This is a genomic window from Bradyrhizobium nivariense, from assembly GCF_029846695.2.
GTDB lineage: Bacteria > Pseudomonadota > Alphaproteobacteria > Rhizobiales > Xanthobacteraceae > Bradyrhizobium.
Map to the genome: position 1 here is coordinate 24,357 of NZ_JARWCR020000011.1, position 16,025 is coordinate 40,381.

At 65.3% G+C, this 16,025-nt stretch carries 17 protein-coding genes; 11 read left to right on the top strand and 6 right to left on the bottom strand.

Annotated features, from left to right (window positions below; genetic code table 11):
- Window positions 1-24: 24 nt before the first annotated feature.
- The 5 genes from QCM77_RS11625 (at window position 25) to QCM77_RS11645 (ending at window position 4,505) form a co-directional block, all read left to right on the top strand.
- Window positions 25-978: a DMT family transporter gene (locus QCM77_RS11625; protein WP_279683704.1), complete on the top strand. Its 954-nt coding sequence runs from the start codon at window positions 25-27 to the stop codon at window positions 976-978.
- Window positions 979-990: 12 nt separating this feature from the next.
- On the top strand, window positions 991-2,274 hold the full coding sequence (gene ispG / locus QCM77_RS11630) for a flavodoxin-dependent (E)-4-hydroxy-3-methylbut-2-enyl-diphosphate synthase (protein WP_279683706.1): 1,284 nt from the start codon (window positions 991-993) through the stop codon (window positions 2,272-2,274).
- Window positions 2,275-2,501: 227 nt separating this feature from the next.
- Window positions 2,502-3,398, top strand: a complete 897-nt coding sequence (locus QCM77_RS11635; RefSeq protein WP_279683708.1) for a TauD/TfdA dioxygenase family protein — start codon at window positions 2,502-2,504, stop codon at window positions 3,396-3,398.
- Between the two features lie 144 nt (window positions 3,399-3,542).
- The gene (locus QCM77_RS11640; RefSeq protein WP_279683710.1) at window positions 3,543-3,680 is read left to right on the top strand and encodes a hypothetical protein; all 138 of its coding nucleotides are present in this window, start codon (window positions 3,543-3,545) and stop codon (window positions 3,678-3,680) included.
- 3 nt (window positions 3,681-3,683) lie between these two features.
- On the top strand, window positions 3,684-4,505 hold the full coding sequence (locus QCM77_RS11645) for an N-acetylmuramoyl-L-alanine amidase (protein ID WP_279683711.1): 822 nt from the start codon (window positions 3,684-3,686) through the stop codon (window positions 4,503-4,505).
- 158 nt (window positions 4,506-4,663) lie between these two features.
- Here QCM77_RS11645 and QCM77_RS11650 read toward each other — a convergent pair whose 3' ends face one another.
- The 3 genes from QCM77_RS11650 to QCM77_RS11660 form a co-directional block, all read right to left on the bottom strand.
- A complete protein-coding gene (locus tag QCM77_RS11650) occupies window positions 4,664-6,271 on the bottom strand; it encodes a Na+/H+ antiporter (protein WP_279683825.1) in 1,608 nt (535 codons plus the stop codon).
- Between the two features lie 49 nt (window positions 6,272-6,320).
- Window positions 6,321-7,190: a class A beta-lactamase gene (gene bla / locus QCM77_RS11655; protein ID WP_279665306.1), complete on the bottom strand. Its 870-nt coding sequence runs from the start codon at window positions 7,188-7,190 to the stop codon at window positions 6,321-6,323.
- A gap of 98 nt (window positions 7,191-7,288) precedes the next feature.
- The gene (locus QCM77_RS11660) at window positions 7,289-7,663 is read right to left on the bottom strand and encodes a nuclear transport factor 2 family protein (protein ID WP_279683713.1); all 375 of its coding nucleotides are present in this window, start codon (window positions 7,661-7,663) and stop codon (window positions 7,289-7,291) included.
- 93 nt (window positions 7,664-7,756) lie between these two features.
- Here QCM77_RS11660 and QCM77_RS11665 point away from each other — a divergent pair, with 93 nt between their 5' ends.
- Both QCM77_RS11665 and QCM77_RS11670 read left to right on the top strand, forming a co-directional pair.
- Window positions 7,757-8,185, top strand: a complete 429-nt coding sequence (locus QCM77_RS11665; RefSeq protein WP_279683715.1) for a GFA family protein — start codon at window positions 7,757-7,759, stop codon at window positions 8,183-8,185.
- A 180-nt stretch (window positions 8,186-8,365) separates the two neighbouring features.
- Window positions 8,366-10,186, top strand: coding sequence for a caspase family protein (locus QCM77_RS11670; protein WP_279683717.1), 1,821 nt, complete (start codon window positions 8,366-8,368; stop codon window positions 10,184-10,186).
- A gap of 61 nt (window positions 10,187-10,247) precedes the next feature.
- On the opposite strand, the gene QCM77_RS11675 is transcribed toward QCM77_RS11670, so the two are convergent.
- Both QCM77_RS11675 and QCM77_RS11680 read right to left on the bottom strand, forming a co-directional pair.
- Window positions 10,248-10,937 carry a DUF1345 domain-containing protein gene (locus QCM77_RS11675; RefSeq protein ID WP_279665298.1) on the bottom strand — a complete coding sequence of 230 codons (690 nt, stop codon included), beginning with the start codon at window positions 10,935-10,937 and terminating at the stop codon, window positions 10,248-10,250.
- 9 nt (window positions 10,938-10,946) lie between these two features.
- A complete protein-coding gene (locus QCM77_RS11680; RefSeq protein WP_279665297.1) occupies window positions 10,947-11,870 on the bottom strand; it encodes a polyprenyl synthetase family protein in 924 nt (307 codons plus the stop codon).
- Between the two features lie 160 nt (window positions 11,871-12,030).
- On the opposite strand from QCM77_RS11680, the gene mtgA reads away from it, so the two are divergent.
- The 3 genes from mtgA (at window position 12,031) to QCM77_RS11695 (ending at window position 13,841) form a co-directional block, all read left to right on the top strand.
- A complete protein-coding gene (gene mtgA / locus QCM77_RS11685; RefSeq protein WP_279665296.1) occupies window positions 12,031-12,705 on the top strand; it encodes a monofunctional biosynthetic peptidoglycan transglycosylase in 675 nt (224 codons plus the stop codon).
- A 169-nt stretch (window positions 12,706-12,874) separates the two neighbouring features.
- Window positions 12,875-13,057, top strand: coding sequence for a 50S ribosomal protein L32 (gene rpmF / locus QCM77_RS11690; protein ID WP_007598106.1), 183 nt, complete (start codon window positions 12,875-12,877; stop codon window positions 13,055-13,057).
- A gap of 142 nt (window positions 13,058-13,199) precedes the next feature.
- Entirely contained in the window at window positions 13,200-13,841 is a 642-nt protein-coding gene (locus QCM77_RS11695) for a hypothetical protein (protein ID WP_279665271.1), read from the top strand.
- 6 nt (window positions 13,842-13,847) lie between these two features.
- On the opposite strand, the gene QCM77_RS11700 is transcribed toward QCM77_RS11695, so the two are convergent.
- A complete protein-coding gene (locus tag QCM77_RS11700; RefSeq protein ID WP_279665270.1) occupies window positions 13,848-14,108 on the bottom strand; it encodes a hypothetical protein in 261 nt (86 codons plus the stop codon).
- A gap of 222 nt (window positions 14,109-14,330) precedes the next feature.
- Between QCM77_RS11700 and QCM77_RS11705 the strand changes: the two genes are divergently transcribed.
- Window positions 14,331-16,025, top strand: a complete 1,695-nt coding sequence (locus QCM77_RS11705) for an EAL domain-containing protein (protein WP_279683719.1) — start codon at window positions 14,331-14,333, stop codon at window positions 16,023-16,025.

Below are 16,025 nucleotides of genomic sequence, written 5' to 3' on the forward strand. Positions count from 1 at the left end.
GCAAAGCCGGTTTTTCAGGAAGAAATGTCCTCACCTCGAGCCATACCGTCCGCCGGTCGTCCCCTCAGCGCCGGCGCCATCGCCCTGATGCTCATGCTGTGCCTGACCTGGGGGTTCAACCAGATCGCGGTGAAGCTGGTGCTGCCGGACATTCCGCCGATGCTTCAGGCCACGATCCGCTCGATGGGCGCGCTGCCGGTGCTGTTCATCATCGGCACCTTGCGCGGCGTTAAATTCTTCGAACGCGACGGCACCTGGAAGCCCGGAATCATTGCCGGACTGATGTTCGGCATCGAGTTCGTGCTGATCTTCCAGGGCCTGCGCTTCACCCCGGCGTCGCGGGCGGTCGTGTTCCTCTACACCGCGCCGTTCTTCGTCGCGCTCGGCTCCTACCAGGTGCTCGGCGAGCGGCTTGGCGGCACGCAATGGCTGGGGCTCGCCATAAGCTTTGCCGGTGTCGCACTCGCGATTGGGGTGCCGCAGCCCAACGTCGATTCGCATGTTCTGCTCGGCGACCTCATGATCGTCGGCGGCGCCGCGCTGTGGGCGGCGACCACGCTGATCGCCAAGGGTACGCGGCTGCGCTTCGCGGCGCCGGAGAAGGCGCTGGGCTACCAGGTCGCGACCTCGATCCCGATCCTCGGCGCGGCCGCCTGGCTGTTCGGGGAGACCATCCCCCACATGCCATCGCCGCTGTCGCTGGTCCTGATGGCCTTCCAGGCGATCTGGGTGGTGGGAACCACGTTCACGCTTTGGTTCGCGCTGGTGAAGACCTATTCGGCCAGCAAATTGTCGGCTTTTACCTTCATCACCCCTTTGTTTGGCGTGGTGGGTAGCTATTTCATCATGCACGACACCCTGAGCCTGACATTCGGAGCCGCTGCGGTCCTTGTAATTGCTGGGCTTTTCCTGGTTAACCGTCCCAGCCAATCCGCTGCGGCGCCGCGTGATGCATTGCTGAACGTCACCAAAACCTGATATTTGGACGCCATGAACAAGCTCGAAAACACCATCGATTCCGACATCGCGGGGCCTGCGCCGCGTCATCACACCACCCAGGTCAAGGTCGGCGACGTTGCCGTCGGCGGCGGTGCGCCGATCGTCGTGCAGTCGATGACCAACACCGATACCGCCGATATCGACGGCACCATTGCCCAGGTCGCAGCGCTCGCGCGCGCCGGCTCCGAAATGGTCCGCATCACCGTCGACCGCGAGGAGGCCGCAGCCGCTGTTCCGCACATCCGCGACGGCCTGCTCAAGCGCGGCATCACCACGCCGCTGATCGGCGACTTCCACTATATCGGCCACAAGCTGCTCGCGGCCTATCCGGCCTGCGCCGAGGCGCTCGCCAAATATCGCATCAATCCCGGCAATGTCGGCTTCAAGGACAAGCGCGACACCCAGTTCGCCGACATCATCGAGATCGCCAACAAGAACAACAAGCCGGTCCGCATCGGCGCCAATTGGGGTTCGCTCGATCAGGAACTTCTGACCAGGCTGATGGATGAGAACACCGCCTCGGCCAATCCGCGTGATGCGCGCGCGGTGATGCGCGAAGCCATGGTGCAGTCGGCACTGCTCTCGGCGGCGCGCGCCGAAGAGCTCGGCATGCCCAAGGACCGCATCATCCTGTCGGCCAAGGTCTCGGCGGTGCAGGATCTGATCGCGGTCTACGAGGTTCTCGCCAGCCGTTCCGATTACGCGATCCATCTCGGCCTGACCGAGGCCGGCATGGGCACCAAGGGCATCGTTGCCTCCTCGGCCGCGCTCGGCATCCTGCTTCAACAGGGCATCGGCGATACCATCCGCATCTCGCTGACGCCGGAGCCCGGCGGCGACCGCACCCGTGAGGTGCAGGTCGGCCAGGAGCTCTTGCAGACCATGGGCTTCCGCACCTTCGTGCCGCTGGTTGCGGCATGCCCCGGCTGCGGCCGCACCACCTCGACCACATTCCAGGAGTTGGCCAGCTCGATCCAGGGTTTCATCCGCGACGAGATGCCGACCTGGAAAACGAAATATCCCGGCGTGGAAGAGCTCAACGTCGCCGTGATGGGCTGCATCGTCAACGGCCCCGGCGAATCCAAGCACGCCAATATCGGCATCTCGCTGCCGGGCACGGGCGAAGCGCCGGCTGCGCCGGTGTTCGTCGACGGCAAGAAGTTCCGGACCCTGCGCGGTCCGACCATCTCCGCCGACTTCAAGGCGCTCGTGATCGACTATATCGACCAGCGCTACGGCCAGGGCGCCAAGGTGCCGGTGACCGCGGCGGAGTAGTTTTACTCCGCGCGCGCTCCACCCACCGCTGTCATCCCGGCGAAGGCCGGGATCCATAACCCCAGGGGGCGGTTATGGCGCGGGATGGTGGTTACGGATCTTCGTCAAACTCGATCCTGTGGCTATGGGTCCCGACCTTCGTCGGGACGACACCGAGTTGCGGTGCAGATTGCACATCCCTAACCGCGCGCTACGATGCTCCCAATCAAACGATCGGGAGACACGTCATGAGCTCACTCGCCGGCAAGCAGGGCCCGCGCTATCGCCACACGGCGGAAGACGGCGCGCCTTACGAAACCATCGCGGTCGAAAAGCTCACGCCCATCATCGGCGCGGAAATCTCCGGCGTCGACATCGGCAAGCTCGTCTCGGACGATGCGCGCTCCAACCGGCAGATGGACGAGGTCCATCGCGCGCTTGCCGAAAACCTCGTGATCTTCTTCCGCGACCAGCACATCACGCCACAACAGCATCTCGCCTTCGGCCGCAAGTTCGGCGAGCTGCATTTTCATCCTGCGGCACCCCATGAGGACGAAGACCCGGCGCTGATGAAGATCTACGCCGACAAGAATTCGCCGCGCGCCAACGGCGAGGGCTGGCATTCCGACGTGTCCTGCGATCTCGAGCCGCCGATGGGTTCGATCCTCTATATCAAGCAGTGCCCGCCGCGCGGCGGCGATACGCTGTTCGCCAACATGTATGCGGCCTATGAGGCGCTGTCCGACCGCATGAAGGCCTATCTCGACGGCGTGACCGCGCTGCATGACGGCGAGCCGATCTATCGCGGCCTCTATGCAAACTACGGCGTCGCCGACCGCCCCGCCTACCCAAATGCCGAGCACCCCGTGGTGCGCACGCACCCGGTCACCGGCAAGAAAGCGCTCTACGTCAACCGCGGCTTCACCCGCCACATCAACGGCATCCCGCGTGATGAGAGCGACGCGATGCTCGCCTATCTCTACCAGCACGCCGAGAACCCGCTGTTCCAGTGCCGCTTCCGCTGGACCGAGAACGCCATCGCCTTCTGGGACAACCGCTGCGCCCAACACCGCGCGATGTGGGACTACTGGCCGCATACGCGCTCGGGCACGCGGGTGACGGTGAAGGGGGAGCGGCCGGTGTGACGTACGGCGCTCTAGGGTGGGCACGCTTCCGCCTTCGCTCTGCGAGCTACGGCGGACAAGTCGCTTTGCCCACGAAACCGTTCTTGCATTGACGTCTTCGCGCTGCCGCGCCAACCTTCCCAAAAACAAATCGGGAGGATTTCCATGCTCCGAGCCGAGGACAACAACTTCCTGACCGAGTCCGTCACCAGCAAGGCCAAGGACATTTCCGCGGTGATGCTGGAGCGTTTCGGTGACGTCGCGGGATTCGTCGGCCGACCGCGGATTGCGGCAGCGGAGTAGGGCTTGGGGCAACCGCGCAGCATCATTGCAAGGCTTGCCTTGCCGCTCGTCGCATCGATCTTGCTATCGTCGCTGGCGCCTGCTGACACCGGTCATGCTGCTGTCGCGCGAAAGATTGCAAAATCCAAGCGACCACAGTCGCCGGTCAAATGTGAGATGTCGAAATTCAGGATCGTCGTGGATGTCGGGCACACGCCGGACTCCTACGGCGCGTTGAGCGCGCGCAATGATCCGGAGTTCGGCTTCAACTTCCGGCTTGCGAGGCTCATCACGGCGAAGCTCAAGGCCGAGGGCTTTGCCGCAGCCCGCCTGCTCGTCACGGACGGCAAGGCGCGGCCGAGCCTGCTCAAACGCGTCAGCATCGCGAATGACGCCCGGGCCGATCTCTTCCTGTCGATCCATCACGACTCCGTGCCGGACAAGTTGCTCGAGACCTGGGAGTTCGACGGCGCGAACAGCTATTTCAGCGACCGCTTTTCCGGTCACTCGCTGTTCGTGTCCGAGCGTAATCCGCACTTCGCCACCAGCCTGATGCTGGCCCGGATGATCGGCAGACAGCTGAAAGAGCAGGACCTGCACTATGCCGGCCAATACACCCTGCCGGTGATGGGTCGCTACCGTCGCCAATTGCTCGACAAGGATGTCGGCGTCTACCGCTATGACGGGCTCGTCGTGCTCTCGCAAACCCGCAGCGCCGCCGTGCTGCTGGAGGCTGGCTCCATCATCAACCGCGACGAGGAAATGGCGATGAACTCGCCGGAGCGGCAGGAGATCATCGCGGGCGCTGTGGCAGCGGGGCTCGGGGAATTTTGCGCGAGGCGGTAGTTTGCCACAGTCGTCCTAACGAAGGCCAGGACCCGTTACCCCAGAGAGCAGTTGTGGCGCGACACCGGTAACCACGGGTCCTCGCCAAACTACTCCCTGTGGTAATGGGTCCCGGATCTGCGCGCGCTTTGGGCGCGCTTGTCCGGGACGACGGAGGGTTATAGCGGCCCTCCCCGATACTCCCGGTTCGCCAAGCTCGCCTCCTCCAGATCCAGATCGCGCTCGATCCGCCGCCGCGTCTCGTCGGTGATCTGGCCGTCGCGCAGCAGGTCGTGGATGAATTTGCGCTCGGCGGCGATTAGGTCGCGGGTCAGCGCGGTGCCGGCGGCGGAAACGTCGTGGTGGGTGGGATCGAGCGAGTCGGGAAGCTGGTTGACCCGGATCTCGTGGCGGGCGCGCAGCAGCCGCATCACCTCGTCCGACACGTCCTTCTCCTCGGTCAGAACGTCGAGCGACTTCAGGGCGGCATCGAGGGCCTGGCGGCGTGCCGCGATCTCGGCCTCGTGCTCGGCGACATGCTCGTTGCGACCGGCTTCCGCGACGCCGAGCCAGCGCACCACCGGTGGCAGCGTGAGGCCGACGCCGATCAGAGTGACGAAAATGACGCCGAAGGCGACGAACAGGATCAGGTCGCGAAACGGAAAGGCTTCACCGCCCGGCAGGGTGAACGGCAGCGCGAGCGCTGCCGCCAGCGACACCGCGCCGCGCACGCCGGTGAACGCAAGCACGAACGGCCATTGCCATGGCGGCGAGGGATCGCGCGTGCGCAGCGACTTGCTGAGCAGCCGCGGCAGATAGGTCGCGGGATAGAGCCAGGCGAAGCGCGCGATCACGACGACCGCCAGGACCACGGCGGTCGCGATCAGGATGTCGTCGAGCGGAAACGCCTTCGACTTTTCGTAGAGCGCGCGCATCTGGAATCCGGTGAGCAGGAACAGCAAGCCCTCGATCAGATAGATCACGAGGTCCCAGAAGAAGATTCCCTGCAGGCGCGTCGATGCCGAGATCAGCAGCGGGCCGTTCCAGCTCACATAGAGGCCACAGGCGACGGTGGCGATCACGCCGGAACCGCCGAGATGCTCGGGCAGCCAGTAGGAGACGTAGGGCGTGATCAGCGAAAGTGTCAGCTCGACCTGCGGATCCCCCGACCATTTGCGGAACCGCAAGGAGAGCCAGCCGACACCGATGCCGAAGGCGATCTCGCCAGCGACGATGAGCAAGAACTCGCCGCCCGCCAGAGGCAGCGAGAAATGCCCGACCATGATCGCGGCGAGCGCGAAGCGATAGAGGATCAGCGCGGTGGCATCATTCGCGAGCCCTTCGCCTTCGAGGATGACCATGAGCCTGCGCGGCATGTGCAGCCGGCGCGCGATCGCGAGCGGCGCCACCACGTCGGGCGGCGCTACGATGGCCCCGAGCAGGAAGCCGATCGTCCAGGGCAGGCCGATCAAATAGTGGGTGGCGGTTGCGACCAACGCCGCGGTGAAGATCACCGCGCCGACCGCGAGCAGCACGATCGGGCGAAGATTCTTTTTGAACTCGCGCCAGCTCATCGCGACGCTGGCCGAGTAGATCAGCGGCGGCAGCACCATCAGCAGCACCAGTTCCGGCGGCAGTTCGACCGGCGGCATGCCCGGCACGAAGGCGAGGCCGACACCGGAGAGCATCAGCAGAATGGCAGGCGCGATGTTGAAGCGGCGCGCGACAAGCGCGGTGCCGGCCAGCACGGCGAGCAGGATGAGAAAGGTCTGAAATTTCGCTTCGATCATGGCCTGTCTTGGCCCGGAAGCAACCGCAAGGTCAATGCGGCGCGGCTCACGCCAGCCGCTCAGCCACCATGCGGCCGATGCGTGCGAATACGGCTTCGAACTGTGCCGCATTCGGCGTGCCGCCCTGGGTGTAGGCCGCGATCAGGATCGGTGCATCGGGCTTCGTGTCGATTTTGGGCCAGACCACCGCGATATCGCCGGAGGCGTCCTTGCCGTTGTTGCCGGTCTTGTCGCCGATCTTCCAGCTTGCGGGGAGCCCGCCACGCAGCCGGTTCGCGCCGGTCTTGCAACCCACCATCCATTCCGTGAGTTGAGCACGCGAGGTCGGCGACAGCGCCTCGCCCGTCATCATCTGCCGCAGATTGCCTGCCATCGCCGCCGGCGTCGTGGTGTCGCGGGGATCGCCGGGCGGTGAGCGGTTGAGCTCGGGCTCGTTGTGGTCCAGCCGCGAGGTGGTGTCGCCGAGCGACCGCCAGAACGCGGTGAGTGCGGCAGGGCCGCCGATCCGCGCCAGCAACAAATTGGCGCAGGTGTTGTCGCTGAGCTCGACGATCGCCTTGCACATCTCGGTGACCGACATTGCGCCGCCGGCAATGTTTTGCTTGGCGACCGGTGCGTACTCCAGCAGGTCGGCCTTGCCGTAGGGGATCATGGCCGCAAGCTGCTCCTCGCCACGATCGACCCGCGCCAGTACGCAAGCCGCGAGCGAGGCCTTGAATGTCGAGCACATGACGAACCGCTCGTCGGTGCGCCAGGCGAGCTTTGCGCCGGTCGCGATGTTCTCGGCATAGACCCCGATCCGCCCGCCGCTCTCGCGCTCATAGGCTTCGAGTTCAGGCAGCGCGTCTGCGGCGAGCGCGGGGGAGGCGGCAATCCAGCACAGCGAGGCGAGCAGCGATCGGCGGTCGAGAAGCATGGGGGACCTTTTGGGCGGAGATGGAGGGGGAGGGAACGCAGCGTACGCTTCATCCGCAATGACGGAGGAGGCAGCGACGAGCGAGAGGCAAGCTCCCCTCACTCCCTCAGGTCATACCGATACGACTTCGACACGATCTGCCAGCCGTCGGCGAGCTTCATCGCCACCAGATAGTCGGTGAAAAAACGCGGCGGCAGCTGGCACCGGACCTTGATGAAGGCGGTCTTGTCGTCCGAACGGTCGATGGTGACGATGAAATCCTCGCGCGGCTTGCCTTCGGCCTTGCCGGAGGGACGCTTGCGCACGCGGTCGAGCCAGTCCGGCACGGTCAGCACCTGCAGCTCGCCCTTCTCGACCCAGCGCAAATCAGCAGAAGGATGGAAGATGGCGCCGAGTTTTTCGACATCGCCCTCGTAAAGTCCGTCGAAATAGGATTGCACGACGGCTTCGAGGCTCGAACGGTTCTGGCTCATGGTCATCCCTTTGAATGATGGCGCGGGCCGAACTTAGTCGTACGCATCAAAATGCGCTATGGGAGTGCGTACCATTTGCGCGAGGACACCGTGATGACCGGATCAGGGAATTCGAACGCTCGTATCCTGATCGGCGAATGCTACTGCCGCGCCGTGCGCTACGAGGTGGCGGACGCGTTCTCCTATGCGATGAACTGCCACTGCTCGAATTGCCGCCGCACCACCGGCGCCGCCTTCAAGCCGTTCGCCGGAATAACCCAGGACAAGCTGCGCATCGCCCATGGTGAAGACCAGCGCGTCATTTACGGCGACGACACCACCCATGACGCCCACTGCGCCCGCTGCGGCTCGCTGCTTTATTCCCGGGTGCGCGACGGGAAATGGGTCCATGTCGCCATGGGAACCCTGGTCGATGCCCCCTCGATCCGACCGAGCGCCCACATTTTCGTGGGCTCGAAGGCGCCCTGGCACGAGATTACGGACAATCTGCCTCAATATCGGGGCCACATCGGGGATACCTGAGGGAACCTGCGGCGCCCCTGTTTCTCGGCGAACCGCGACCGGACTGGCGCGACAAATAAAAGGGGTCTTTCGGCCTGCCGCCGGCGACACCTTCGTGACCTCCATCACAAGCGTCCGCGGCGGACCCTGCTAAGGCCATCCCAAAGGGGCTCGAACCGCCCTGAACTCGGAAGTCGTGTCATGCGCAACTTGCTCAGACTTTGCCCACTTCTCCTCGCGGTCGCGCTGCTATTCGGCGCGGGTCCCGCTTTCGCCGGGAAGCGCGTCGCGCTGGTGATCGCCAACTCGGCCTATCAGCACGCGCCGTCGCTTACGAACCCTGTCAATGACGGTTCGGTGATGGCCAGGACTCTGAAAGAGGCCGGCTTCGATATCGTCGATTCCCGGCACGATCTGTCGGCGCTGGACACGCGCCGCGTACTGCGCGAATTCGCCGACGGGACCCGCGATGCCGACATCGCCGTGGTCTATTATGCCGGCCACGGCATCGAGGTCGAAGGCTCGAACTATCTGATTCCTGTCGATGCCAAGCTGGAGCGTGACACCGACGTCTTTGACGAGGCGCTCTCCCTCGACCGCGTCCTGGTCGCGGTCGAACCGGCCAAGCAGCTTCGCCTGGTGATCCTGGATGCCTGCCGTGACAATCCGTTCGGCAAGACCATGAAGCGCACGGTCGCCTCGCGCAGCATCGGCCGCGGCCTCGCCCAGGTCGAGCCGACCAGCCCCAACACGCTGATCGCTTATTCGGCCAAGGCCGGCTTCACGGCGCAGGACGGCGACGGCGCCAACAGCCCCTTTACCGTGGCGCTGTCGAAGCATCTGACGACGCCGGGCCTCGACGTTCGCCGCGCCTTCGGATTCGTGCGTGACGACGTGCTCAAGTCGACCGGCAACAGGCAAGAGCCGTTCGTCTATGGCTCGCTCGGCGGCGAGGACGTGCCGCTGGTGCCGGTCAAGGGGACCGCTGCGGCTCCGGCAGCGCCCGCGGCGAACCCGCAAGCCGACGTCCGCCGCGATTACGAACTCGCGCTCCAGGTCGGCAACAGGCCGGCGTGGGATGCCTTCCTCGCCCAGCATCCCGACGGTTTCTATTCGAGCCTCGCCAAGCTTCAGCTCGACAAAATCGGCGCCGAGCAGGCTCATGCGGCGGCCACCGAGAAGGCGAAACAGGCCGAAGCCGAGCGCGATCGTCTTGCCGCGCTTGGCGCCCAGAAGGATGCGCAGGCCAAGGCAGCCGCCGATGCGAAGGCCGCAGAGCAGGTGCAGCTTGCCGCGCAGAAGGCCAAGGAGCAGGCGCAGCAGCAGGCAGCCGCCGCCGAGCAGCAGCGCGTCAACCTCGCTGCCGCGGCGCCGAGCGCTGTGCCTGCCAGCACGGCGAGCCCCGCAGGCACCAACGTCGCGTCGCTGACGCCGGCCACTGCGCCGGCCGATCTCAGCCGCTCGGTGCAGACCGAGCTTGGCCGCGTCGGCTGCTTCTCCGGCGCTGCCGAAGGCAACTGGACTACGTCCGCGCAGCGGTCGTTGTCGCAGTTCAACCGTTATGCCGGCACCAAGCTCGACGTGAAGGTGGCGAGCACCGATGCACTCGACACGGTCAAGTCAAAACAGTCACGCGTCTGTCCGCTGGTTTGCGAGCACGGCTTCAAGGCTGACGGCGACAAGTGCACCAAGATCGTCTGCGGCGCCGGCTCCGTGCTTAACGACGACAATGAATGCGAGAAGAAGCGTGCCGGAAAGCCTGCGACGGCCAAGCCTGCGACCGCCAAGCGTGACGATGGTGACGAGCGTCCCGCACGGCAGCGTCGTCAGGCCGGCGGATCGGCGGGCGGCTTTGGTGGCGCTGCCGGCATTGCTGCTGCCGCTGGCGCCGGCCGTCCCTCGAGTGGCGGGCAGATGTTCTGCAATAGCGGCGGCTGCCGTCCGGTCAACCGCGGCTGCCATCTCGAATATCGCGGCGGCGGCGGCCCCGGCAACGATGCCAATGCCGAGGTGTGTTATTAGGATCGCGGCGTCCCCACATGGTCGTCCTGGCTTTCGCCAGGACGATTCCATGCAAGTGAGTTCAGGTCGAGATCGCGCTCGCCGCGATGTTGACAGTTAGCGCCAGCAAGGCCGTGTTGTAGATGAATGACACGATGCCGTGCGCGGTGGCGGTGCGCCGGATGGTCTTGTCGGTGATGCCGACGTCGGAGACCTGCGCGGTCATGCCGATCACGAACGAGAAATAGACGAAGTCCCAATAATCGGCGTGGTCTTCCCTGTCGCCGCTGGGAAACTGAAGGCCGCCCGGCGTGGCGTGACGATAATAATCATGCGCGTAATGCAGCGCGAAAGTCGTGTGCACGGCGGCCCAGGACAGCGCGATGGTGGTGATCGCGATGGTCAGCGCCGCGGCGCCGCGGTGGACGCCGAGTTCGGCGACAATGGCTGCGATGCTGGCGAACGCACCGGTCGCCGTCACCAGCAGGATCACAAAGCGGCCGTCATCCTGCATCGCGGCGCTACGGCGGATGTGCTGGTGATCGTTGCAAAGCATCATTGCATAGACCAGCACGAGATAGACCGCGACCAGCGCATCCCAGCCAAGCACAAGCCGCGTCGTCAGCCGGGGTGAGCCCGGCACAAGCAGGCAGACGAGGATGCCGACACCAAGCGAGATGAACGTCCGCGGCCGCGCGTAGAGCACGCGCATCGGCCGCGACATCTGCCGGAAGCGGACGAGGACGGGATCTTCTTTGCCGCCTGTCGCCATCGATGCGCGTCAGTTCTTGCGTTCAGCCACGAAGCGCGCAGCCGCTCGCAGCACGGCGGCCCGATCGCCGAAGATCGACACGGCGCTGTCAGCCCGCGCGAGCAGGTCGCGGACGCGCTGCTTGGCGCCCTCGATGCCGAGCTGGGTGACGAAGGTGGTCTTGCCGAGCGCGGCGTCCTGGCCCGACGGCTTGCCGAGTGCAGCCGCATCGCCTTCGACGTCGAGCAGGTCGTCGGCGATCTGGAAGGCTTCGCCGAGTGCGCGGCCGTAATCGTCGAGCGCCTGATATTCCTTCTGCGAGGCCTGGCCGAGGATCGCGCCGGCGATGCAGCCGTAGCGCAGCAGAGCACCGGTCTTCATCTGCTGAAGACGGGCGACGTCCACCGGCTCGCGGTCGCCAAAGCGGCCTTCGCCGGCGAGATCGAGGATCTGGCCGCCGACCATGCCGCCGATGCCGGCGCAGCGCGCCAGAGCGCGGGTCAGCAAAAGCCGCACATTGGCGTCGCGATGGATCTCGTCGCGGGTGATGATGTCGAAGGCGAGGGTCAGGAGGCCGTCGCCGGCGAGGATCGCGGTGGCGTCGTCGGTTTTCTTGTGCAGGGTCGGACGGCCGCGGCGCAGGTCCGAATTGTCCATCGCCGGCAGATCGTCATGGATCAGCGAATAGCAGTGGATGCATTCGAGCGCCGCACCGGCGAGCAGCGCGGCTTCGCGGGGTACGCCGAACACGGCTGCGCTCTCGACCACCAGGAACGGCCGCAGGCGCTTACCGCCATTGAGGCTCGAATAGCGCATTGCGTCCATCAGTCGCTTGGGCCGGGCGATCTCATCGGGCAGGATGTCGTCCGACAGCAGGCGCCCGAGCAGGGCCTCGGTGTCATCAGCGGTCTTGTCCAGACGTTTGGCGAAATCGAACGGGGACGTGCCGGTCATCAAGAAGGGCTCCAGAACTAAAATTCGGCGGGACAATCCTTTATGCGCCCGCCTCAGTCAATCGTTTGGAAGGCCTAAAAAGTGCTGGAAAAGGCCCGAATTATCACAGACTTAATGCCGGGCCCGTGGCCGCGTTTCGTTCTGCGCCGGAAAGGTTGATTTGCGCGTCGTCAAAACCCTTCTCCTGGTGCTCGCGGTCGCGGCTCTCGCACCCTATGTGATCGCGCCGTTCTACCGCACCGGCCATCCCGTTTCGACGCTGATGGCCTGGCGCTCGCTCCGCGGCGCTCCGATGCAGCGGGAATGGATCGATCTGGCGGCGATGTCGCCCTCACTGCCGCGCTCGGTGGTGGCGGCCGAGGATGCCCATTTCTGCAAGCACCACGGCATCGACTGGGGCGCACTGCGTGAGGCCATCGACGACGCGAAGGAGGACGGCACGCCGTTCCGGGGCGCCTCCACCATCACCCAGCAGGTGGCGAAAAACCTGTTCCTCTGGCAGGGGCGGGATTTCGTCCGCAAGGCGCTGGAATTTCCGCTGGCGCTGTGGATCGATTTCGTCCTGCCCAAGGCGCGGATCCTGGAGATTTACCTCAACATCGCCGAGCTCGGCCCGCAGGGCCAGTTTGGGGTGGAGGCGGCCAGCGCCTATGCCTTCGGCAAGTCGGCGGCGAACCTCTCCCCCCGGGAGGCGGCGCTTCTGGCCTCGATCCTGCCGAATCCGGTCAAACGCAGCGCCAGGACGCCGGGACCGGGCGTCAGGCGGCTGGCCGGGACCTATGTGGCGAGGGCGCAGGCCAGCTCGCTTTCGACCTGCTGGCGGGAAAATCGCTGATTTTGAGCCCATTCCGGGCGTATTTTCCGGCCCAGAGCCCTAGATTTAAGGCCAGCCTTCCTCTATAAGCCCGGCCTTGACTGGCATTCAGCTCGCCTCGGTTTGCGGGTGCTGAGCCGTCCCCTCGCGGACGATGCCCTGATGACACCAATCCCTAGAGGATACTGAAATGGCCGTTCCGAGAAGAAAAACCTCGCCGTCGCGCCGTGGCATGCGCCGCTCGGCTGACGCCATCAAGAAGCCGACCTATGTGGAAGACAAGGATTCAGGCGAGCTCCGTCGTCCGCACCATCTCGACCTCAAGACCGGCATGTACAAGGGCCGTCAGGTCCTGAAGAAGAAAGAGTCCTGAGTTAAGGACCTTTCTTTGGGCAGGACGATCGGCCTGCCTGATTTCGGCCAACCCATGAGATATGACGGTGACGGCGGCGGAGCGAATGCTTCGCCGCCGCATTGTCCTGTCTGGATATCTTGATCGAGAAGGCATTTCGCCGATGGTCGGTTTCCCACTGCTCCTGATCCCGCTCGCGGTCTACAACATCATCGCCTTCCTGATGCCGAGCGTGTCCTTTACGGACGTGCTGTTCAAGGTGCCGATGATCACGGGCGAGACCTGGCCGGTCACGCTTGCCGACGTGATGCTCGCGCTCGGCGTCGTGCTATTGCTGCTCGAGGTGGTCAAGGGCGCGCGGCCCGGCTCGAAATTCCTGATGGATCATTTGCTGTCGCTGATCGTGTTCGGCGCGGCAGCGGCCGAATTCGCGATGTGGCCCAAATTCGGCAACTCCACCTATTTCCTTCTGGTGCTGCTCGCCATGGCCGATTTCCTCGGCGGCATCGCCCAGCGCACGCGCCGCCGCGTCGCCTATGTCGCCGAGACTGTGCCGACACCGCGCAAGGCCAAGCGCCGGGCTGAAGGGGCGGTCGATGAAGCGGTCGTCGAGCCCAAGTTCGAGCCGGTCTCTGCGCCAGCGGTGCCGCCCGCATCCGCGCCTTCCGCGCAGTCGGTCGCCGAATCCGTGCTGATGGATCAGCCCGCGCCGAAGCCGGTTCAGAGTACGTCCTCGCCGGAAATCCCCTCGCCGCATCTTCAGCCCGGCAACGGCACGCCGTCGTCTCCCGACGCGCCCCGCTGATCTACCTCAAGCCACCTGCCGCGTGCGCGCGGTGACGCTCGGAAGCGGGCGCTTGCTGCCGTAGGCTACCTGCGCATCCTCGGAAGACGCGCGGCGGAGCCGACCCGTCTGGGGCAGGTGCTCGGCATTGGCGATGAGCTGGGTGACGAAGCTGGGATCGGGGCGCGGCAGCGGCGCCTTGTGGGCCCACTGCAAAATCGGCATCAGCGGCACCAGGGCCGTGCCTGTGCCGTTGTCCGCCACGTCCAATCGATCAGTACTCAACATCGCAATCACCGTTGGACCGGCGAAGATTGTCGCGTTTCGAGACGCTGGCGCCGGTGCGTGTCATGTACTCGCAAGGCCTATGCCGGGCGGGCCGGTTTGGTTCCTGCGCGTGAGGAAACGTGGTTTCCAAATTGTTTATCAACTTTGCCTAGGGTCGGGGGCGAATCTGGCTTTATCTTGTGCCGACTCAGGACTCCCCCGCTGTCCCGAAACGAGGCGATTTTGACCCCCGCATTGCCGCAAGCCTCCGACATCATGGCCGCCCTCGGCCAGGCCGTGTTCGCCTGGGACATCGCCAACGATGCCATCGTCTGGGGTGAGCAGGTCAGCGCCATCTTCCCCGGGATTCCCGCCGAGCGGCTGGCCACCGGCGCCGAATTCGCCAAGCTGATCGAGCCCGCGCAATCGCTGCGGACCGCGGCGCTGGCGCAGACCTCCGCCGTGCATGGCGCCGACGGCACGCCCTACCGGGTCGAGTACGGCGTGCGCATGAGCGCTGCCGATCCCGTGGTCTGGATCGAGGAGACCGGCCGCTGGTTCTCGGGTCCCGACGGCCGCCCGGTGCGTGCGATCGGCTCCGTCCGCATCAACAATGAGCGCCACGCCCGCGACGAGGAACTGACGAAGCTCGCCCGGCTCGATCCGCTGACCGGCGAGCTCAATCGCTCGCATCTGATCGCGGCGCTGGCCGAGGCGATCGAGGAGACGACCCGTTTCCGCTCGACCGCGGCCTTCATGCTGGTCGGCATCGATCATCTCGCGCGAGTCAACGACGCCTTCGGGTTCGATGTCGCGGATGCCGTGATCCTCGACGTCGCCAAGCGCATCCGCGCGCGCCTGCGCGGCGGCGATGTGCTCGGCCGCTTCTCCGGCAACAAGTTCGGCCTGATCCTGAAGAACTGCACCGTCGACGACATGAACGTTGCCGCCGAGCGCTTCCTCGCCGGCATCCGCGACGAGGTGGTGCCGACCAAATCCGGCCCGGTGTCGGTCACCGCCTCGATCGGCGCGGTCAGCGTGCCGCGCTATGCCCGCAATACCGACGAGGCCGTCAATCGCGCCCATGAGACGCTGGACGCCGCGAAACAACGCCGCATCGGCTCGTTCGCCACCTGGCGCCCGGATGCCGCGCGCGACGCCCAGCGCCGCGTCAACATCCGCGTCACTGACGAGATCGTCACCGCGCTGAACGAGCGCCGTATCAAGCTCGCCTATGAGCCGGTGGTCTCGGCCGCCTCGCGCGAACGCGCGTTCCACGAATGCCTGGTGCGGATGGACCAGGGCGACGGCCAGGTGCTGCTCGCGCCCGACATCGTGCCGGTCGCCGAGCGGCTCGGCCTGATCCGCCTGGTCGATCACCGCGTGCTCGAGCTCGTGGTCGCCGAGCTCGCCGCCGCACCCGACATCCGCCTCAGCCTCAACATCTCGCCTGATACGACAATGGATCCGGACTGGTGGGCCGGTATCGAATCACTGATGCAGGCGCATCCCGGCGTTGCCGAGCGGCTGATCGTCGAGATCACCGAAACGGTCGCGATCCAGGACATCGATGACGTCCGCGCTTTCGTCGGCCGCTTGAAGCATTTCGGTAGCCGCATCGCCATCGACGATTTCGGCGCCGGCTATACCTCGTTCCGCAATTTGCGCAAGCTCGGCGTGGATATCGTGAAGATCGACGGCGCCTTCGTGCAGAACATCACCCATTCCGTCGACGACCGCGCCTTCGTGCAGACCCTGATCGACCTCGCCCGCCGCCTCGACATCAAGACGGTGGCCGAATGGGTGCAGGACGACGAGGCAGCAAACATGCTGCGCGACTGGGGCTGCGACTACATCCAGGGCCGCCTGATCGGGCTTGCGTCGGCCGACCGCCCGTGGGGCGCGTCGCCGGATAATTTGCTGCCGGCGGTAAGCTGA

Bases quoted from the DNA above. Each gene is read 5' to 3' on its own strand.
- QCM77_RS11640 (WP_279683710.1), top strand. From the start codon at position 3,543: ATGCTCCGAGCCGAGGACAACAACTTCCTGACCGAGTCCGTCACCAGC.
- rpmF (WP_007598106.1), top strand. From the start codon at position 12,875: ATGGCCGTTCCGAGAAGAAAAACCTCGCCGTCGCGCCGTGGCATGCGC.
- QCM77_RS11635 (WP_279683708.1), top strand. From the start codon at position 2,502: ATGAGCTCACTCGCCGGCAAGCAGGGCCCGCGCTATCGCCACACGGCG.
- ispG (WP_279683706.1), top strand. From the start codon at position 991: ATGAACAAGCTCGAAAACACCATCGATTCCGACATCGCGGGGCCTGCG.
- QCM77_RS11670 (WP_279683717.1), top strand. From the start codon at position 8,366: ATGCGCAACTTGCTCAGACTTTGCCCACTTCTCCTCGCGGTCGCGCTG.
- QCM77_RS11665 (WP_279683715.1), top strand. From the start codon at position 7,757: ATGACCGGATCAGGGAATTCGAACGCTCGTATCCTGATCGGCGAATGC.
- QCM77_RS11695 (WP_279665271.1), top strand. From the start codon at position 13,200: ATGGTCGGTTTCCCACTGCTCCTGATCCCGCTCGCGGTCTACAACATC.
- QCM77_RS11700 (WP_279665270.1), bottom strand. From the start codon at position 14,108: ATGTTGAGTACTGATCGATTGGACGTGGCGGACAACGGCACAGGCACG.
- QCM77_RS11680 (WP_279665297.1), bottom strand. From the start codon at position 11,870: ATGACCGGCACGTCCCCGTTCGATTTCGCCAAACGTCTGGACAAGACC.
- bla (WP_279665306.1), bottom strand. From the start codon at position 7,190: ATGCTTCTCGACCGCCGATCGCTGCTCGCCTCGCTGTGCTGGATTGCC.
- QCM77_RS11675 (WP_279665298.1), bottom strand. From the start codon at position 10,937: ATGGCGACAGGCGGCAAAGAAGATCCCGTCCTCGTCCGCTTCCGGCAG.
- QCM77_RS11660 (WP_279683713.1), bottom strand. From the start codon at position 7,663: ATGAGCCAGAACCGTTCGAGCCTCGAAGCCGTCGTGCAATCCTATTTC.
- QCM77_RS11625 (WP_279683704.1), top strand. From the start codon at position 25: ATGTCCTCACCTCGAGCCATACCGTCCGCCGGTCGTCCCCTCAGCGCC.